Raw genomic sequence first — 17,989 nt, forward strand, 5'->3', positions numbered from 1 at the left:
ATGGCAGACGATCAATCGAACGACGAGCAAGACTCGGACGAGCCGCAGACGCTCGAGGACATCAGCGGCGTCGGCGAGAGCAAAGCGGACGCACTGCGCGATGCCGGTTTCGAGTCCATCGAGGACGTCAAGGATGCCGACCAGGACGACCTGGCCGATGCCGACGGCGTCGGGAACGCGCTCGCGGCCCGTATCAAAGCCGACGTCGGCGACCTCGAGGTCACCGACGAGACCGAGGCCGAGATCGAAGACGAGGGCGCCGAAGAAGAAGAACCCGACGAAGACGTCGAGACGGAACTGCAGCCACGCGGGCTGACCGAGAAGACGCCCGACCTGTCCGAGAACGAGGAGCGACTCCTCAACCGTCGACACGTCGAGGGGAAACCGCAGTTCAAGCGGCAGGACTACCACAAGAAAAAGCGGACGCCGGAGTCCTGGCGTCGACCCCGCGGCCAGCTGTCCAAGCAGCGCCGCGGCGTCAAGGGCAAAGGTCCGAAAGTCGAAGCCGGCTACCGAACGCCGACGGCCGTCCGGGGCAAACACCCCAGCGGCTTCGAGGAAGTCTACGTCGAGAATCTCGGCGACCTCGAGGGCGTCGACGGCGACAGCGAAGCGGTTCGGATCGCCTCTGCGGTCGGCGCGCGCAAGCGCGAACGGATCGAAGAGGAAGCGGAAGACCAGGGCGTGCGCGTCCTGAACCCGACCTACGAAGAAGTCGAGGTGGAAACAGATGACTGATCTGAGTGCACAGAAGCGACTGGCGGCCGACGTCATGGACGTCGGCAAGAACCGCGTCTGGTTCGACCCGGACGCGCAGGGAGACATCGCCGAAGCGATCACTCGTGACGAGATCCGCGATCTCGTCGACGAGGGTCGCATTCAGGCCGACGAACCCTCGGGCAACTCTCGCGGCCGCGCCCGTGAGCGCAACGCGAAACGCGCCTACGGCCATCAGAACGGCCAGGGCAAGCGCCGCGGCAAGAAAGGCGCCCGCCAGAACGAGAAAGAAGAGTGGCAGAAGAAGATCCGCGCACAGCGACGGAAGCTACGCGACCTCCGCGACAAGGGCGAACTGACGCCCACGCAGTACCGCACGCTCTACAAGAAGGCGGGCGGCGGGGAGTTCCGTAGCGTCCAGTACCTGTTGAACTATATCGACGACAACTTCGGTGACCAATAATGGCGACAGGACCACGATACAAAGTGCCGATGCGGCGTCGCCGTGAGGTCCGGACGGACTACCACCAGAGGTTGCGCCTGCTGAAATCGGGAAAGCCCCGCCTCGTTGCTCGCAAGAGTAACAAGCACACTACGGCGCAGCTGATCACTCCCGGACCTCAGGGAGACGAGACGCTTGCAAGCGCGCACTCGAGCGATCTGGCGGAGTACGGCTGGGACGCCCCCACAAGCAACATTTCCGCGGCGTATCTGACCGGCCTGCTGGCCGGCCAGCGAGCCGTCGACGCCGGTGTCGAGGAAGCGGTCCTCGACATCGGCCTCAACACGGCGACGCCCGGCAACAAGGTGTTCGCGGTACAGGAGGGCGCGATCGACGCCGGCCTCGAGATCCCGCACAACGATAGCGTACTCGCGGACTGGTCGCGAACGCGCGGCGAGCATATCGCCGAGTACGCCGAACAGCTCGACGAGCCGCTGTACAGCGGCGAGTTCGACGCAGCGGATCTCCCCGAACACTTCGACGAGGTACGAGAGGCGATTCTCGAATGAGCAACTACAACGATAGAGGATGGGAGCCCGTCACCCGTCTCGGTCGGAAGGTCCAGGAGGGCGAAATCGAGGACATGGAAACCGCCCTCAACTCGGGCCTCCCGCTGAAGGAACCCGAACTCGTCGACCAGCTCCTTCCCGGACTGGAAGACGAAGTGCTGGACATCAACATGGTCCAGCGGATGACTGACTCCGGACGACGCGTGAAGTTCCGCTGCGTCGTCGCCGTCGGCGACCGTAACGGTTTCGTCGGCTACGCCGAGGGTCGAGACGACCAGGTCGGCTCTGCCATCCAGAAGGCGATCGGTATCGCGAAGCTGAACATGATCAAGGTGCCCCGCGGCTCGGGCTCCTGGGAGGACCGCTCGGATCGGCCCCACTCGCTGACGCGGAAGACGACCGGCAAGGCCGGCTCCGTCGAGGTCGAGGTCATTCCGGCCCCCGAAGGGCTCGGACTGGCCGCCAGCGACACCGTCCGTCACGTCCTCGAACTGGCCGGCATCGAGAACGCCTGGACCAAGAGCCACGGCAACACTCGAACGACGGTCAATCTCGCGAAAGCGACGTACAACGCGCTCGAGAACGCCTCGCAGTCGCGACAGCCGCGACAACGAGGCGGCCGTGACGAAGCCGAGGTGGCTGACCAATGAAAGCGATCGTTCAGATCCGTGGCGAAGTGAACCGACAGGAAGACGTTCAGGACACCCTGTCGATGCTCAACATCCACAACGTCAACCACTGCACGCTCGTCCCCGAAACCGACCCGTACGAGGGGATGATCGCCAAGGTCAACGACTACGTCGCCGTCGGAGAGCCCGACGCCGACGTGCTCGAGACTCTGCTCGCGAAGCGAGCGGAGCCCCTCGAGGGCAAGCAGGCGGACGTCGACGAGGAGTGGCTGGCCGACAACACCGAGTACGACACCTTCGGTGAACTGGCCGACGCGCTGCTCGACGAGGAGACGACACTTCGTGACGAGGGACTGTCACCGACGCTTCGACTCCACCCACCGCGGGGGGGTCACGACGGTATCAAAAAGCCGACCGTCGAGGGCGGCCAACTCGGAAAACATACAACCGGGGAGATTAACGACCTCCTAGAATCGATGCGATAACTATGACGAGCAAAAAACGACGCCAGCGCGGATCGCGGACCCACAGCGGCGGTTCCCACAAGAACCGACGCGGTGCGGGCCACCGTGGTGGCCGCGGCCGTGCCGGGCGCAGCAAACACGAGTTCCACAACTACGAACCGAAGGGCAAACACGGCTTCAAGCGACCTCACGACATCCGCGAGACGGTCGCGGAGATCGACGTCCAGAAGCTAGACGAGGACGCGATCCTCTACGCCGCAGAGGACCTCGCTGAAGAGACCGACGACGGCTACGCACTCGACGCACGCGACGTCGTCGAGGACGGCCACGAGGTCGACGTCGTCAAGGTCCTCGGCTCCGGGCAGGTCCGCAACCAGCTGACGATCACTGCGGACGCCTTCTCCGAGACGGCAGCAGAGAAACTCGAGTCCGCCGGCGGTGAAGCGATCCTCTCCGAGCGCGGCGAGGAGCGAGCCGCCGAGGCCGAGGACGACGAAGCCGACACTGAACAGGACGAGGAATAACTATGGGATGGAAGGAAGCCGCTGAACCGGTCCTGACGAGGATGCCAACAGTACGCCGTCCGGAGGGGCACGTCCCCTTCAAGCGGAAGCTGATGTGGACGGTCGGCATCCTCATGTTGTACTTCTTCCTGACGAACATCTCGCTGCTCGGGTTCCAGTCCGGGGGAGCGGACGACCTCTTCGGACAGTTCCGTGCGATCCTCGCCGGGGCGCACGGATCGGTGCTACAGGTCGGTATCGGACCGATCGTCACCGCGAGCATCGTCTTGCAGTTGCTCGGCGGTGCGAACCTGCTCGGGCTCGATACGGACGATCCCCGTGACCAGGTCCTCTATCAGGGCCTCCAGAAGGTACTGGTCGTCATGATGGTCATCCTGACCGGGCTCCCGATGGTGTTCGCCGGCGGCTTCCTGCCAGCAGTGCCGCAGCTCCAGCTCGGCGGGCTCACCCTCGATCAGACACAGGTGCAGTTCCTGATGTTCGCCCAGATCGTCGTTGGCGGTATCCTCATCCTCTACATGGACGAGGTCGTCAGCAAGTGGGGCGTCGGCAGCGGGATCGGCCTGTTCATCATCGCTGGCGTGAGCCAGCGACTGGTCTCCGGGCTCATCAATCCCGTTCCGGGCGGGTTCTTCTACGACTGGTACCGCATCCTGACCGGACAGGTCGAAATCGGCTCGATCATCGGTGGCAGTGGCTTGCAGACGCTACTGATCGGCGATGGGCAGATCATCGCCTTGCTGACGACGCTGCTGATCTTCGGGATCGTCGTCTACGCGGAGTCAGTCCGCGTCGAGATCCCATTGAGTCACGCTCGAGTCAAGGGTGCCCGTGGTCGGTTCCCCGTGAAGCTCATTTACGCGAGCGTCCTGCCGATGATCCTCGTTCGCGCAGTGCAGGCGAACGTCCAGTTCATGGGGCAGATCCTCAACCGCCAGTGGGACGGGATGCCCGCCTGGCTCGGTAGTTACTCGAGTGGACAACCCGACGGCGGGTTCTTCTACTACGTATCTCCGATCTACTCGCCCCAAGACTGGATGTGGTGGTCCGCTAACTTCACCCAGGAGTGGTGGCAAGCGATGATCCGGATCGGTATCGACGTTACCTTCATGGTCGTCGGTGGTGCGATCTTCGCCATCTTCTGGGTCGAGACGACGGACATGGGGCCCGAATCGACGGCGAAGCAGATCCAGAACTCCGGGATGCAGATCCCCGGTTTCCGACAGAACGTGGGCGTCATCGAGAAGGTCATGGAACGGTACATTCCGCAAGTGACCGTCATCGGCGGCGCGCTGGTCGGCCTGCTGGCCGTCTGGGCCAACATGCTCGGTACCATCGGCGGTGTGAGTGGTACCGGGCTGCTGCTGGCGGTCTCCATCACGTACAAGCTGTACGAGGAGATCGCCGAGGAGCAGATGATGGAGATGCATCCGATGATGCGCGATATGTTCGGCGGCGAGTAACCCCGCTCTCGTTTCTCTTTCCGTTCTTCGGTCCGTGAGCGGCTGCTCTATTGCTCCATTTACCAGTCGGTACCACGCTGTACGCGGTGAGGGACATAACCCGCTGTGTGACGTACCCGACACATGGTCAACGCCTTCTGGCTCGATCGCGACCTCGAGCGAGCCGCGGCGTGGCTCGTCGATCGCCACGTTATGAGCAGCGTCTTCGAGTGTTCGATGGTGCTAACGACCGCGGTCCAGCAAAACGGCTACCCCGAATCAGACGCGCTGTACTTCACCCATCCGAATCACCCGCTGACGCGCTGGGCAGCGCGATCGGCCGCTAACTGGCGGTCCCTTCGAGACTACACCGAGGCGGCTCACGAGGAGTGGCGCTACCGCTGGGATCACGAATCGACGGACCGACACGGCTGCTGGGCGACCGTTCGCTCCCTCGACGTGGATCGCGTTCGCGGCCTCGAGTGGCCGGCCGAGGGCCGCGAGGATCCGCCGCAGGTGACGGGAGCGTGGACGGCTGACGACTACGTCGATGCCTACCGGTACTACTACGCGAACGAGAAACGGCACCTGTTCGAGTGGTCGAAAGACCGGTCGATGCCGCCCTGGATTTCGGCGTACACGGTCGACGAAACGGGGTGACGTCCGCTCCGCTCTCGCGTCACGATGGGGACGCGCAGTCTGCAAACGCCACGTGAGACGCGGGGGCGAGACCGATCGCTGTCGACGCGAGCGATCGGACCGCGTTTGACTGCCGGCGCTGCTCAGTCCGAGACCGGCTGCATCTCGACCTGGTCGTGGAGGGTAGCAAGATAGCGGGCGACTTCGTCGTGGGTGTGGGCCCCGACGAGGTGGTCCTCGAGCGTCCGATCGAGTTCCAGTACGTCACGGCAGATCGGACACTCGATCGGCGGTTTGAATGCCATCTGTTCTTCACCATCCGTCCGTTCGAGGGAAAGCGCTACAGCATGCATGTGCCCGCCCGCGATCCGTCTCGAGCGGGCCATCGACCGGCGTGGTCTCCGGTGGTCATCGACGGTTCCCGGCGAGAGGACCGCTCGCCGACCGGCACGGGACCGACGGATCGGTGGGCGACTACCTCGAGCGAGCGGTACCCCAGCCGTCGGCGTCGGATCTACCCGTCGAGCGACGGCCGCCGTTTCGACCGACCCGTCGGGTAGCGTGCGCAGCGAAAAGGTGTTTCCTCGACGCGGTCGGAGCCCCACTCGATGAGCGACCGAACCGCGACCGACTGGGAGTTCGACGCGGAGTTCGAAACGGTGCTCGAGGCGGTGCCCGACGACCAGTTCGATCCGGAACGGTTCGTCCCCGGGATCGGGCCGCTGTCGGCGGATGCCATGCTCGTTGGCGAGGCCCCGGGCAAGCAGGAAGTTACTCAGGGCGAACCCTTCGTCGGCCAGGCCGGCCAGCAGCTCGATCGAGCGCTCGAGGCGATCGGCTCCGACCGCCGCGACCTCTATATCACCAATCTCGTCAAGGTACGGCCGCCGGAGAACCGCGATCCCCACGTCGACGAGATCGAGGCCTGGTGGCCGGTGCTCGAGGCGGAGATCGAACGCGTCGATCCGAACGTGCTCGTCCCGTTGGGAAGTTTCGCGACGACCGAGCTTCTCGACACCGACGAGACGATCACCGACCTCCACGGGCGCGAATTCGAGCGCGAGGGCCGCTCCGTCGTGCCGGCGTTCCATCCCGCGGCGGCGCTGTACGACCGCAGCAAAGTCGACGCCATAGAGTCGGATCTGCAGACAGCTCTCGAGTTGGCGTGAGCAGAATCTGGGTCGTCGGACCGTGCAGGCAGAAGGGCTTCTTGGGAGCGGTGGTATGGCCCACGTGATGGATTCGTCCCTCACTGACGACGATGTCGGCAAGCCCGTCGAGAGCGCGGACGGCGAGACGCTCGGTACCGTCGCCACTGTCGACGCGGCGACCGCACACGTCGATCCGGAACCGGAAATGACGGAATCGATCAAGGCCGTACTCGACTGGGAGCCCTCGTCCGGCGATATCGTCCCGCTCGAGGACGACGCCATCGACGAGGTCACCGACGATGCGGTCCAGCTTAGGGCCGAGTTTTCGGCGGAAAGCGTCGCATCGGACGAGGACCCCGAACTCGAGGCGGACGATGGTCGTTCGGACGGCCGCGACGACGAGTTCGAACGGTAAGCGGCGGCGGGTCGACCTGTGGACCAGTGGCGTCCCAGTATTACTGACGATTCTCGAGCGACAGGGGTTTCTTTTCGATTACCTCGAGAAAATCCGGACCCGAATCGCTCGCCAGCGAACGGGGTCTCCCACCGGTAGCCGGCGTCCGTTCCGCCGGCGACATGGATCCGATCGAGGTCATCGCGAGCCTGTTCCGCCACGGATGTCGCTGTCGACCGGTCGAGTCACCTGCGTTGTAAGCAACGAGTCTGTTCCAACGAGAGATCGGAGTTGATATCGTCTGAAACGGCGAGAGAAGACACAATTTCGGTTTCCAGCCGACTGCCGTCGAGAGCCGCGTTACTGAATCGAGTACCCTGCTGCGAGAGTGAGCAGGACCACCATGAACACCGCGGTGAGCATCAGGTAGGTGATCGACCGCGGCTCGTCTTTCAGGTGCTGGAAGTAGCCAGCGATCAGGGATACCTTGATGACTGCCAGAATCATCGTGCCACCCACTGCGAGCTCGTAGGTGAATATTTCCGGGAAGTGGAAGAAGACGAACTTCCCCGTCGCCAGCAGTATCAGTGCCACGTAAATCAATGCGTAGTTCCGAATACTCGCCATTGGTGTGGAATGCGGCTGACGGATACTTATACCTTCCTCATACGATCGCTCGCCGGGCTGGCCGGCATATACGCGACCGCTGGAGGTGCGTGTCAGACCGACACCCAGCGGGGTCAACGGTGGCCACACGGAAGCGACACGTAGATGGGCCGCGGGCGCGAATCGCCGGCAATGAGTGGACGTTCGGCTCTCGTTCGCCGGACCGGTATCGCGTTCGCGTTCGCCCTCGCGGTCCTCGCCGCGAGCACCGGCCTCGCCGCCGCGAGCAACGTCGCCGCCGGCCTCTCCGGTGGCGGTGGCGACGTGTCCGTCCCGACGTGGCTCTACCTCGCGACCGGCGGCGGTGCCATCGGCGCCTCGGCGCTGTTGACCATGCTCGTCACCGATCGCGACGTGATCGGAACCTACCACGACCGGGCGCTCGAGACCACGACGGATCGGCTCCTGACTGCGGGCTCGCTCCTGTTCGGCGTCCTCGGTCTCCTGGGACTCGCGATTATTCTCGTCGCCGGGATCAGCGGTCCGAATATCGGACTCGTCAGCGCGACCGTTCTGCTGACGTTCGTCGGCGGGCGGGCGTTACTGACGATCGCCGCGTACGCCATCGGAAACCCGTGGCCGGCGCTCAACCCCTGGCGACGGATCGCCGCGGCGCTGCCGAACGGCTACGAATCGTACCCATCGGCCTTCGGCTCCTGGCCCGCCGTCGTGGCGCTGTTGACGTTCGTCTGGCTCGAGGTCGTCGCCCCGCTGACCTTGTCGGCGCGAGCGCTGGTATCTGTCCTCGTCATGTACTCGCTGTTTACGATCTCGAGTGCGGTAATCTTCTCCCCCGAGACGTGGTTCCGTCGCGGCGATCCGCTCTCGCTGTGGTTTCGACTCTACGGGGCCGTCGCGCCGATCCAGCGCACGGACGACGGGTTCGAACTGCGGTTTCCCGGCTCACGGCTGAGCGACGACGACCTGATACCCGACACCTCCGTCGTGGCGTTCGTGCTCGCGCTCGTCTGGGAGCTTACCTACAGTGGGTTTATCGTCACTCCGGTCGGCGTTCGGACCGTCGAAACGCTGGTTGGGCTCGGCCTCCCGCCGGTGATCGTCTACCTGCTCTTGCTCGTCGGTGGCTTCGGCCTGTTCTGGAAGGTGTACTGGATCGCGATCGACCGGACCCGCGATCGGGCCGAGACGTATCTCTCCAGTCGATATCTCGGGCTCCGCTTTGCCGCGCCGCTGCTCGCGATTGCGGCCGGCTACCACTTCGCACACTATATCGGCTTCGCGATCTCGCTGTGGCCGTCGTTGTTCGACGCGCTGGCGATGCCGCTGAATCCGCCGCCGAACCCAACCCGGTACACGCTCCCGGGCTGGTTCGGCTACGTCGAGATCGCTGGTATCCTGCTCGGGCACGTTCTCGCGGTGTGGATCTCCCACACCGTCTCCTTCGATCTCTTCCCCGGCAAACTTCAGGCGATCAGGAGCCAGTATCCGCTCATCGTCGTGATGGTATTTTTCACGATGGTAAGCCTCTATCTTGTCTCGCAGGGATCGATGAGTCCACCGTACGTTCCAGGGTAATCTCCCGCAATCAGCTCCTCGGCATTGTTCCCGCTTCGGCCCTCTAATCGTCCAAATTACTGATTTGTCCCCTACTGACCGCTCGGACTACTGAACCGGCAAACACTTCCTCTCGCTCTCGCAATTGTCGATCGAATGGCGACCAATCGGCCACTCGAGCGGGAGTACGAGGTACCACCGGAGGAAACGCCCGGCGAGACCTGTCCGTACTGCGGACGGCCGTTTCAATCCGAACGATACGCCACGTTCCATATCGGTGTCGACCACGCCGAGGAGTGTTCCGAGGACGAATACGAGGCGTTCGAAGCCGAACGCGACGACGAGGAGTACGACCTCTTCACGTTTCACTTCAAGGCGGCCATCTCCGTGTTTCTGGTCTACTTCCTGTTTACGTTCATCTATGCGCTGGTCTGGGCCGGCTAACGCCCGGACTCGAGTCGTGCTCGTCACTCGGCTGTCGATGCCGCACTCTCCTCGTCCGATCGTCGCTCCGTCTCGCACGTCATTGTCGAAATGTGTGGCCGATTTCGTTTACCGGTTTTATGCTATCTCGCCGCCTTCTCGAGTTGGTTCAATCGTCAGGATCCGGTGGAGCTGTCGCCTCTCGAGTAGCGGGGAATCAAACGACTGAGCGGGACACAGTTTCGGTACCGACGAGTGTCGTCGGCGAACGCGATGTCGAGAACTCGCACTCTCGTCTTCGTCCTCGTCAGAACAAACGAAACTGCAACCGAGCGCAGAACGAACCCGTGTAGCGGCGGACCGCTACATCAGGTAGAACAGTGGGAACAGGAAGACCCACACGATGTCGACGAAGTGCCAGTAGAGACCGAAGTACTCCACTGGCATATGATCCTCGAGGTAGGCGTCGATCGAGACGACGCGGTAGATCATGAACCCGGCGATCAACAGTCCGAGGATGACGTGGAGCGCGTGCAGGCCGGTCGTCACGAAGTACAGCGAGTACTCGATTCCGCTGAACCAGTAATGATTGTCAGCGAACTTGCTGCTGTACTCGAAGGCCTTGACGCCCATGAACACGAACCCAAGCAGGACCGTCGCGCTGAGCGCGCCGAGCAGCCCCTTCTTGTTTCCGCGTTCGGCCATCACGTGTGCGAGGATGACCGTGAAACTCGAGGTGAGCAGGACGTACGTGTTGAACAGCCCCGCCATGGTGATCGACTCGAGGTGCCAGTTACCCCAGCCGCTGTGGATGCGCATGAAGATGTACGCACCGATCGCGGCCCCGAAGACCACGACGTCAGAGGCCAGGAAGACCCAGACGCCCATCTTTTCGTTGCTGATGCCGCCGAACGGCCAGCGTTCAGCGATGGCCATCTCGGGAGCGTCGAACTGCTCGCGGCCGAACTGGAACAGCGTGACCCCCATCAGGCCGAGTCCGAGCGCGGTCAGTATCGGGTAGACGATACTCTGGTTGGGTGCCGAGGCCAGGCTCACGAAGTCGCCGACATCACTCGCGATGTTGGACTCGACGAACGAGAAGACGTACGGCGTGATCCCGCTGAGCCCGAGGAAGAAAACGAAGGTCCCGGCACCGATGCCGAGCGGCCAGATGCTGGCGTGATCGGCGTGTTCCTCCTCGTGGCTCTCGGCCGTCGTGGTCGCTCCGTGGGCGACGCCGCCGTCAGTCGCCGTGGGTGCGTCGTCGACGAACTCGAGGCGACCGCTCGCGTAGCTGGGTCGGTTCGGCCAGTTCTCGAGCGGCGGGGGCGAGGGAATCGCCCACTCGGCGGTTCGCGAGAACGTCCACGGGTTGTCTGGCGCGTCGGGGCCGGACAGGAAGCTCTTCCCGAGCGTGATGAACACGAGCAGTACTCCCGCACCGAGGACGAACGCCCCGACGGTCGCCATCTGGTGGTAGATCTGTGCGCTCTCGGCGTAGTGGAAGACGCGCCGCGGCGTCTCCCACGCGAGGAACATCGGGAAGTACAGCAGGTTGAAGCCGAGGAAGTAGACGGCGAAACTGAGCTTGCCGAGCCGTTCGTCGTACATCTTCCCGCTGATCTTGGGCCACCAGTAGTAGAGGCCACCGAACAGCGCGGTGACACCGGAGACCATTACGTAGTGGAAGTGAGCGACGACCCAGTAGGTGCCCCGGAACTCGTAGTCGAGGACGACTGCACCGAGGAAGACGCCGGTGATCCCACCGAGGATGAACAACACGAGCGCACCCAGCGAGAACAGGAACGGCGTCGTAAAGCGCACGCGACCCTTGACCATCGTGTAGATCAGCGCGAAGACCATCAGGTCGAAGGGCAGCGAGATACCGATCGTCGTCGCCATGAACAGCGTCTTGATCGGGAGGTTGATCGTCGACAGGAACATGTGGTGCATCCAGACCAGGAAGGACTGGACGGCCACCAGGACCATCGCGATGATGACCCACTTCCGGCCGACGAGTCGTCGACCACAGAAGGTCTGGAACGTCTCGAACATGATTCCCAGCGCCGGGAAGAAGACGATGTACACCTCCGGATGGCCGAAGAACCAGAAGAGGTGGGCCCACAACAGGCTCGAGCCCTGGTCCGTAGCAAAGTACTGTGTGAGGAACAGGCGGTCGACTGACAGCAACAGGAGCGCTGCCAGCAGTGCCGCGAACGCGAACAGCATCATCCAGATGGTCAGCAGCCACGACCACGAGAACATCGGGATGTTCCAGAGGCCGAGCCCCTCGGCTCGAGACCGGTGCATCGTCACGAGGAAGTTTACCGACCCGATCGTGATCGACACGACGAACAGAGTCAGTGCGAGAATCGTCGCGTTACTGCCAGCAGTCGCGCCTATCGCTGGTGTATACGTCGGAACGTTCAATGGGGCGTACATCGTCCAGCCGCCGGCGAACGTGCCTCCCTGGAAGAACGAGATTCCCATGAGGATGCCCGAGAACAGGTAGAACCAGTAACTCAGGGCGTTCAGTCGTGGGAACGCGAGGTCTTTCGCGCCGATCTGCAGGGGAACGAAGTAGTTCGCAAAGCCGCTCGCGATCGGCGAGAGGAACCAGAAGACCATTATCAGCCCGTGCGCAGAGACCGACTGATAGTACTGATCGTTCGACAGCAGCGTGCTTCCGCCGAACTGCATCCCGCCCGACTCCCAGAGGTGGGCACGGAACAGCAGGGCGAGGACACCACCGAAGATGAGGAAGAACAGTGATGTCGTGATGTAGAGGATCCCGACGTCCTTGTGGTTCGTCGTCACCAACCACCGCTTGACCGAATTCATCGGCGGGAGATCACTCATCAGGCCTCACCTCCGTCGTTCGTGTCGCTTTCATTGGTTTCACTTTCCGTCGCGTTCAGCTCGAGCGTGAAGGACTCGTCGACCGGACCGGTCATGTCGAACTGCTCCTCGACCGGTTCGAACTGCTGGCCGTCGTCGGTCGGCGTGATCGTCACGTTGTAGACGCCGCCTCGCTCGATGTCGCTGACGTTACTGACCTCGATCGTCCCGTTGTTGAACTGGTCGTCCGTGTACGTCTCTTCGAACTCCCACTCCTGACTCTCGAGGGTCATCTCGTATCCGACATCCCCGTATCCGGTTTCTTCGGAGACGGGAGTCTCGTTCCCGTCTTGAACCGTAATCGACATCGTTAGCTGCTCGTTCATCCAGTCTTCGAACGCATCGGGCTCCATGACCTGCACCTCTCCGGTCATCGTGGTGTGGAACTCGCCACAGAGCTCGAAACACTTGATCTCCTGTGTCTGGTCGGCCTCATCGGCCTCGAACCACGTTTCGTCGTACTCGCCCGGGATCGCGTCGGCTTTCACCCGTTGATCGGGGATACCGAACGCGTGCCAGACGTCGCCAGACGTCACCTGAAGCCAGACTCGTTCGTCCGCGGGGACCCGAAGTGTAGTCGTCGATTCGATCCCGTTGTCGTACTCGAAGTACCACGCGAAGCTATCACCGGTCACTTCGACTGGTCCCTCGAGCGCCTTCTCCTGCTCGGTCGTGTCGGGGTCCTCGACGTACAGGAGCATCGTGTACGTCCAGATCACCAGTGAAATGACGATGACGGCGCTGATGCCGAACGAGAGGAACAATTTTTTCCCGCCCTTTCCGCCTGTCGGTAACTCCCCAACGGATGGCAGATCCTCGTCTTCGTCGGTCTCGCCGGTATCGCGATATTTGTACGCGTTGTACAACATGTACGCGACAACGATGATACCGACGAGCGTCCCGAGTCCGAGGAATACCACGAAGATATTCTCGAACACGTCGACGCGGGTCCGCTGCATCGGGGCAATGAGTGCGCTATAGATTGTATTCATCTCTTTTGTCGGCCAGTTATATGTCGGACGATGGTTGCTGGGGGCACTTATCTATTTGGAAACCGCCCGGATGAGCCCGGTTTTCGAGTCAGATTCTGGTTCGAAGTCCGATCGGTGGTCCACTCGACTCCGTCAGGTTTCCACATCACGTGGTCGTTGGTGCCGATGACCTTTTGTTTATCGTTGTTCCGTTCGGATCGGTCCGTTCAGCAACGGATTACTGGTGATTCTGGCGAACACGTTCGTGTCAGTGAAAACCAAAATGGGAGGTGCCGTACTTGGCCGGCTGTCGATTCGACGAGAGCTTTTACGCCCGCCAGCCGAAGAGGCGTTCACGGAGCGATCGGGCGTGGCGGCGCTGGGCGAGCACCACCGAGCAGTCGACGGTTTCGGCGACGTCGTCGATCAACGAGTTCCTCAGGAGTCGGGTGAGGAGGCCCCGTTCGGTCGCACCGACGATCACCAGCGTCCGGTCTCGAGCGGCCCGCTGGATAGCAGTTCCAGGATCTCCGGCTTCGATGAGCAGCGTTGCATCTGCGAGCTCGTGATCGGTCGCCCAGTCCTCGAGGAAGGCTTCGGCGTCGGCGGTCGACTCGTCGTCGTCGCGAATGTACAGCAACGAGACGTCGCTGTCGTACTCGTCGGCGAGCAACTTGGCGACGGTCGCACCGAGTTCGGAGTCGGGTCCGCCGGCGGTCGGCACGAGGATGCGCGACGCGTCGAACCCGCGATTCTTGTAGACGAGGAAGTCACACGGGAGCTCACCGACGAGCTCGTTTCGACGCTGTTCCGCACGCCCGTGTGCGCGAGGCCCCCATCCCATCACGACGAGGTCAGCATCGGTCGTCTGTGCAGCGTCGAACACCTCGTCGAACGACCGATGTGAGAGGATCGTTCTCGTTTCGACATCGACCCCGAACGGTTCGGCGTCCCGTCGAGCCTGTTCGAGGAGCTGTTTGGATTCGGCGTCGAACTCGGCCACGTGGTCGGCACCCTTCTCGAGGGGCGTCTGATCGGGGACCTGGACGATGTGGATCGCGACGACGGTACCTCCTCTCTGTTTAGCGATCGTGCTGGCGAGCGTGATCAGGTCCGTCTCGTGATCCGGGTTCGCGACGGGGACCATCACGCGGTAGCGTCCGCCGTCGGGTTTGACGCTCGTGGCGGCGGTGACGGCGGGTTTGGGCATTTCGTCGGTCTGGTTGCGAATGAACTCAGTGAGGGCGTCCTGTTCTTCGGTCGTATCGCGGGTATCGAACAGATGCCAGAGCGCGGCGACGATCGCCGTCCCGACGCCGATCGTCAGCATGGCCAGCGGACCGAGATCCGTCGCTAACTCTTCGTCAGTCATTGTAAGAGCGGTGACCGTCGGTCACTGGTCGTCGAACGGTCGTCGATGGCGGACCCCAGTCCGGACATCGACCGCCGTAACTGAATTGGGGATAGCTCCGTTTCTCGAGGGGTCGGTCGGGCCGTCGTGCGAAGTCCATATCGACTCTTGTACTGTTTCGTCTTGTAGTTCCCCGAGACCGTTCATCCCGGCATCACGGCCTCGATCGAGGATTCGTGGCCGTTCACACCTCGACGGCCCAGACGCGAAACTCCGAGGGCAGGTCGTACACCTCGAGGAAGACGTCGTCGACGAACTGGGCGATCCGATTCGAGTCCGCCTTCGCGCTGATCCGAGCGTTGACCCCCGCTGCCTCCTCGGGCCGGAGAAGTTCGTCGATCTTGAACGCCGGAAACTCCCCGAGGACGGTCTTCAACGTCTCCAGTTCCGCGTCCGTACAGTCGAGGTTGACCGTTCCGTCACCGAACTGGACCCATGGAACGCCCAGCTCGGCAGCGGACGCGTCGTCCGATTCGCCCTCGGTCTCGAGCGCTGTCTTTGCCTCGTCGCCAGCATCTGTCTCCGCCTCAGGGATAGCGTCGTCGGCCTCGAGTGTCAGAAAGGCGCTTCCACGTTCGCGATGGGCAGCGATGGCATCGACGTACAGTTTCCGACGCTCGGCGGGCTCGGCCGCATCGAAGCGAGTCATAGTCGGAGGGTCGTGCCCGATTCTTTAAGTCTTTATGTGGTGCCCATGAACGGTGGCGTATGGCTCAGCCACGAATCCTGATCCTGGGCGCGCCCGGGGCCGGGAAAGGGACCCAGAGTGCAAAGATCACCGAGGAGTTCGACGTCGATCACATCACTACCGGCGACGCGCTCCGGAACAACAAGGAGATGGATATCTCCGACATGGACACTGAGTACGACACGCCGGGCGAGTACATGGATCAGGGCGAACTCGTCCCCGACGAGGTCGTCAACGCCATCGTCGACGAGGCCCTTTCCCAGGCCGACGGCTTCGTCCTCGACGGCTATCCGCGGAACTTAGAGCAGGCCGAGGAACTCGAGGACATGACCGACCTCGACGTCGTCCTCTCCCTCGAGGTCGGCGAGGAGGAACTCGTCCACCGGCTGACGGGCCGACGCATGGACCCCGAAACGGGCGACATCTACCACGTCGAGTACAACCCGGCCGAGGATCGTGAGGTCGAGGAACGACTCGTTCAGCGCGACGACGACACCGAGGAGACAGTTCGGGAGCGACTGTCTGTATTCCACGAGAACACCGAGCCCGTTATCGAGTATTACGAGGAGGAAGGCGTGCTCGAGCGGATCGATGGCGAGCAGGCTCCAGATGAGGTCTGGGAAGACGTGAAGGAAACGATCGAAGACGCCGCGTAGAACGATCAGACACGTTCTATACTGAAACATCGATTTCGATACTGCGCCACGTTTTAGTCACTTGTTTTTCACTTCGATCCTATGTTCAGCGATGTTGAGATACGACAGTTTTGGTGGGAAGACATATCCCTCTGGCGACACTTCCGGGCTGAATGACCTGAGCGATTCGTCGTACACTCCCTCCGGCGCCTTACTGTGGATGTGGGCGGACGAGACGACGATCGACCCATCCATGTTGCCGTTGGATTGCAATGCGAACTGTCCATCTAAGTTAGTGATGTAATTGTTCGATCCCTCAAATGACCCATCGCCCGGTGCGTATATCATTCCCTCGAAATATGACTTCCCTTTCCCGATCGCGATATGAGTTTCTGACGTCCCATATACTTGAAGGTACTTCGAGTCTACGCTGGTTGATGAACAGGGATCGACACACATCTCGCTATTTCCACCATCGACGTGTAGCCCTTTCTTTACGTAGATCTGTAGAGTATGGTTCTCACCAGGCTGGTTCCAGTTCGTAACGTGGAGATTGCCGCCGCTAACGATAAGTTCATCTTCGACGATGAGCGTCGCGTCCCCGTCGGAAAGATTGAAAGTCAACTCATCATTGATCGTGGCGCTATCCGTATAGTACGTGCCGCTCGTTGCCGTCTCTTCGACCTCGCTTAGATCCGTGACGCTGTCATTATCTCTCATATCCGACACCATCTGTTCGATCATGGGATCTAGCGGCGGGAGAGTCTCGTTTGTTTTGCTGATATCGACATCCTCCGTATGTACGTCACGTCCGGACACATTCCCAGCGACGATCCCGTCTTCGAATGTACCTTCGGGAATGTCCATCCGTCCTAGTTCGACTCGGAGGGTGTTTTCTTCCCCTTCACTACATGCTTCCTGAATCGCTCGTCCATCCGCTTTCTCCATTTCCTCCTCAAAATAGGTCTGCCATCCGACACAGTACTCGCTCGTAATGTTGACCTTGATCGTACTCCCTTCGACGTACGATGTGTTGCGATGTGCAGTACTATCCACATAGTCGAACGTCACGTCACCCGAGGTGAGTTCTGTGTCCTCCTCGAGTTTCAGGACAGGGAACGAAAATGTACTCGTCTCTGTATCGTATTCGAGCGGGGGTTTCGAGACGACCCGAGTTTCACTTCCCGTTTCGCGGAACACGCCGCCCGCCTGAAACGCGATCCTAGTGCCGTCATCGCCCTGATACTCGATTGCACCGACCTGAATCGATGTAGTACGGTTATCACCGGAGATATTGATGTAGGCCGTGTTCGTCTTCACGATCGCTCCGCTATCGCCGGCATCAAACGCCATTGACCGCGGCGTGTCGCGGCTGATCGAAACGGTCGACATCTGCTGGCTCAGTTCAACGAACGATTGTTCGATACGCTCGTTTTCCGACTGTTGTTCCGCACTACTCATGGCGTCTCCCGCGACGAGCAGAATACCAACGCTGATGGCGGCGACCATCCCAATCAGCAACACGAGACCGAGCAGTGTAGACTGTCCGCGTATCGACGGAATCACAACTCCGCCATCGCTTCGTGAACCCATTATACGCCTTCCACATTCGCGAATCCTTATGATAAAAGGTTCGACTGATCAAACAGTTTATATCGGTTATGGAACAGAGATGATTATGATTTCAATCAGTTGTCTCTTGCCATTTACTGCTCATTATGGTTACCTACTATTCACAACAATACAGTCATCAAGTGCGAACTACGTGTGATCAACGAAATCAGCTTTTGTTCGCTTCGCAGACTGGCTGG

21 protein-coding genes are annotated in these 17,989 nt (G+C 61.4%); 14 read left to right on the forward strand and 7 right to left on the reverse strand.

Going from position 1 to position 17,989, the window contains the following annotated elements:
• The 8 genes from HYG81_RS24440 (at position 1) to HYG81_RS24475 (ending at position 5,447) form a co-directional block, all read left to right on the forward strand.
• Positions 1-738: a 50S ribosomal protein L32e gene (locus tag HYG81_RS24440; RefSeq protein WP_180842266.1), complete on the forward strand. Its 738-nt coding sequence runs from the start codon at positions 1-3 to the stop codon at positions 736-738.
• Positions 731-1,180: a 50S ribosomal protein L19e gene (locus HYG81_RS24445; protein WP_180842267.1), complete on the forward strand. Its 450-nt coding sequence runs from the start codon at positions 731-733 to the stop codon at positions 1,178-1,180. Before HYG81_RS24440 ends, HYG81_RS24445 begins: the two co-directional genes overlap by 8 nt.
• Entirely contained in the window at positions 1,180-1,728 is a 549-nt protein-coding gene (locus HYG81_RS24450) for a 50S ribosomal protein L18 (RefSeq protein ID WP_180842268.1), read from the forward strand. The genes HYG81_RS24445 and HYG81_RS24450 overlap by 1 nt, the downstream gene beginning before the upstream one ends.
• Positions 1,725-2,378, forward strand: a complete 654-nt coding sequence (locus HYG81_RS24455; protein ID WP_180842269.1) for a 30S ribosomal protein S5 — start codon at positions 1,725-1,727, stop codon at positions 2,376-2,378. The genes HYG81_RS24450 and HYG81_RS24455 overlap by 4 nt, the downstream gene beginning before the upstream one ends.
• Positions 2,375-2,842 (forward strand): 50S ribosomal protein L30, encoded by a 468-nt coding sequence (locus HYG81_RS24460; RefSeq protein WP_180842270.1) that lies wholly within the window; start codon positions 2,375-2,377, stop codon positions 2,840-2,842. The genes HYG81_RS24455 and HYG81_RS24460 overlap by 4 nt, the downstream gene beginning before the upstream one ends.
• Positions 2,843-2,844: 2 nt before the next feature.
• Positions 2,845-3,345 (forward strand): uL15m family ribosomal protein, encoded by a 501-nt coding sequence (locus tag HYG81_RS24465; RefSeq protein WP_180842271.1) that lies wholly within the window; start codon positions 2,845-2,847, stop codon positions 3,343-3,345.
• Between the two features lie 2 nt (positions 3,346-3,347).
• Positions 3,348-4,808, forward strand: a complete 1,461-nt coding sequence (gene secY, locus HYG81_RS24470) for a preprotein translocase subunit SecY (protein ID WP_180842272.1) — start codon at positions 3,348-3,350, stop codon at positions 4,806-4,808.
• A 123-nt stretch (positions 4,809-4,931) separates the two neighbouring features.
• A complete protein-coding gene (locus tag HYG81_RS24475; protein WP_180842273.1) occupies positions 4,932-5,447 on the forward strand; it encodes a hypothetical protein in 516 nt (171 codons plus the stop codon).
• 122 nt (positions 5,448-5,569) lie between these two features.
• Here the strand turns inward: HYG81_RS24475 and HYG81_RS24480 are convergent, their stop codons facing one another.
• Positions 5,570-5,731 (reverse strand): hypothetical protein, encoded by a 162-nt coding sequence (locus tag HYG81_RS24480; RefSeq protein ID WP_180842274.1) that lies wholly within the window; start codon positions 5,729-5,731, stop codon positions 5,570-5,572.
• A 99-nt stretch (positions 5,732-5,830) separates the two neighbouring features.
• Between HYG81_RS24480 and HYG81_RS24485 the strand changes: the two genes are divergently transcribed.
• The 3 genes from HYG81_RS24485 to HYG81_RS24495 all read left to right on the forward strand — a co-directional run bounded on the left by HYG81_RS24485 (position 5,831) and on the right by HYG81_RS24495 (position 6,992).
• Positions 5,831-5,986, forward strand: coding sequence for a hypothetical protein (locus HYG81_RS24485; RefSeq protein ID WP_226777524.1), 156 nt, complete (start codon positions 5,831-5,833; stop codon positions 5,984-5,986).
• A 48-nt stretch (positions 5,987-6,034) separates the two neighbouring features.
• On the forward strand, positions 6,035-6,595 hold the full coding sequence (locus HYG81_RS24490; RefSeq protein ID WP_180842275.1) for a uracil-DNA glycosylase: 561 nt from the start codon (positions 6,035-6,037) through the stop codon (positions 6,593-6,595).
• 67 nt (positions 6,596-6,662) lie between these two features.
• Positions 6,663-6,992 carry a hypothetical protein gene (locus HYG81_RS24495; RefSeq protein ID WP_180842276.1) on the forward strand — a complete coding sequence of 110 codons (330 nt, stop codon included), beginning with the start codon at positions 6,663-6,665 and terminating at the stop codon, positions 6,990-6,992.
• A 339-nt stretch (positions 6,993-7,331) separates the two neighbouring features.
• Here HYG81_RS24495 and HYG81_RS24500 read toward each other — a convergent pair whose 3' ends face one another.
• Positions 7,332-7,598 (reverse strand): cytochrome C oxidase subunit IV family protein, encoded by a 267-nt coding sequence (locus tag HYG81_RS24500; RefSeq protein ID WP_098725852.1) that lies wholly within the window; start codon positions 7,596-7,598, stop codon positions 7,332-7,334.
• A 171-nt stretch (positions 7,599-7,769) separates the two neighbouring features.
• Between HYG81_RS24500 and HYG81_RS24505 the strand changes: the two genes are divergently transcribed.
• Both HYG81_RS24505 and HYG81_RS24510 read left to right on the forward strand, forming a co-directional pair.
• Complete coding sequence (locus HYG81_RS24505) at positions 7,770-9,173, forward strand: hypothetical protein (protein ID WP_180842277.1); 1,404 nt, start codon at positions 7,770-7,772, stop codon at positions 9,171-9,173.
• 135 nt (positions 9,174-9,308) lie between these two features.
• Positions 9,309-9,596 carry a DUF7410 domain-containing protein gene (locus HYG81_RS24510; RefSeq protein ID WP_180842278.1) on the forward strand — a complete coding sequence of 96 codons (288 nt, stop codon included), beginning with the start codon at positions 9,309-9,311 and terminating at the stop codon, positions 9,594-9,596.
• A gap of 342 nt (positions 9,597-9,938) precedes the next feature.
• Here HYG81_RS24510 and HYG81_RS24515 read toward each other — a convergent pair whose 3' ends face one another.
• The 4 genes from HYG81_RS24515 to HYG81_RS24530 all read right to left on the reverse strand — a co-directional run bounded on the left by HYG81_RS24515 (position 9,939) and on the right by HYG81_RS24530 (position 15,504).
• Positions 9,939-12,434 (reverse strand): cbb3-type cytochrome c oxidase subunit I, encoded by a 2,496-nt coding sequence (locus HYG81_RS24515; protein ID WP_180842279.1) that lies wholly within the window; start codon positions 12,432-12,434, stop codon positions 9,939-9,941.
• Positions 12,434-13,465 (reverse strand): cytochrome c oxidase subunit II, encoded by a 1,032-nt coding sequence (gene coxB / locus HYG81_RS24520; RefSeq protein WP_180842280.1) that lies wholly within the window; start codon positions 13,463-13,465, stop codon positions 12,434-12,436. Before coxB ends, HYG81_RS24515 begins: the two co-directional genes overlap by 1 nt.
• Positions 13,466-13,772: 307 nt before the next feature.
• Entirely contained in the window at positions 13,773-14,816 is a 1,044-nt protein-coding gene (locus HYG81_RS24525; protein WP_180842281.1) for a universal stress protein, read from the reverse strand.
• Between the two features lie 223 nt (positions 14,817-15,039).
• On the reverse strand, positions 15,040-15,504 hold the full coding sequence (locus HYG81_RS24530; RefSeq protein WP_180842282.1) for a DUF7975 family protein: 465 nt from the start codon (positions 15,502-15,504) through the stop codon (positions 15,040-15,042).
• Positions 15,505-15,563: 59 nt separating this feature from the next.
• On the opposite strand from HYG81_RS24530, the gene HYG81_RS24535 reads away from it, so the two are divergent.
• On the forward strand, positions 15,564-16,199 hold the full coding sequence (locus HYG81_RS24535; RefSeq protein ID WP_180842283.1) for an adenylate kinase: 636 nt from the start codon (positions 15,564-15,566) through the stop codon (positions 16,197-16,199).
• A gap of 57 nt (positions 16,200-16,256) precedes the next feature.
• Here the strand turns inward: HYG81_RS24535 and HYG81_RS24540 are convergent, their stop codons facing one another.
• Positions 16,257-17,771: a DUF7289 family protein gene (locus HYG81_RS24540; protein WP_180842284.1), complete on the reverse strand. Its 1,515-nt coding sequence runs from the start codon at positions 17,769-17,771 to the stop codon at positions 16,257-16,259.
• Between the last annotated feature and the right edge of the window lie 218 nt (positions 17,772-17,989).

Origin of the sequence: Natrinema zhouii (assembly GCF_013456555.2) — an archaeon.
Lineage (GTDB): Archaea > Halobacteriota > Halobacteria > Halobacteriales > Natrialbaceae > Natrinema > Natrinema zhouii.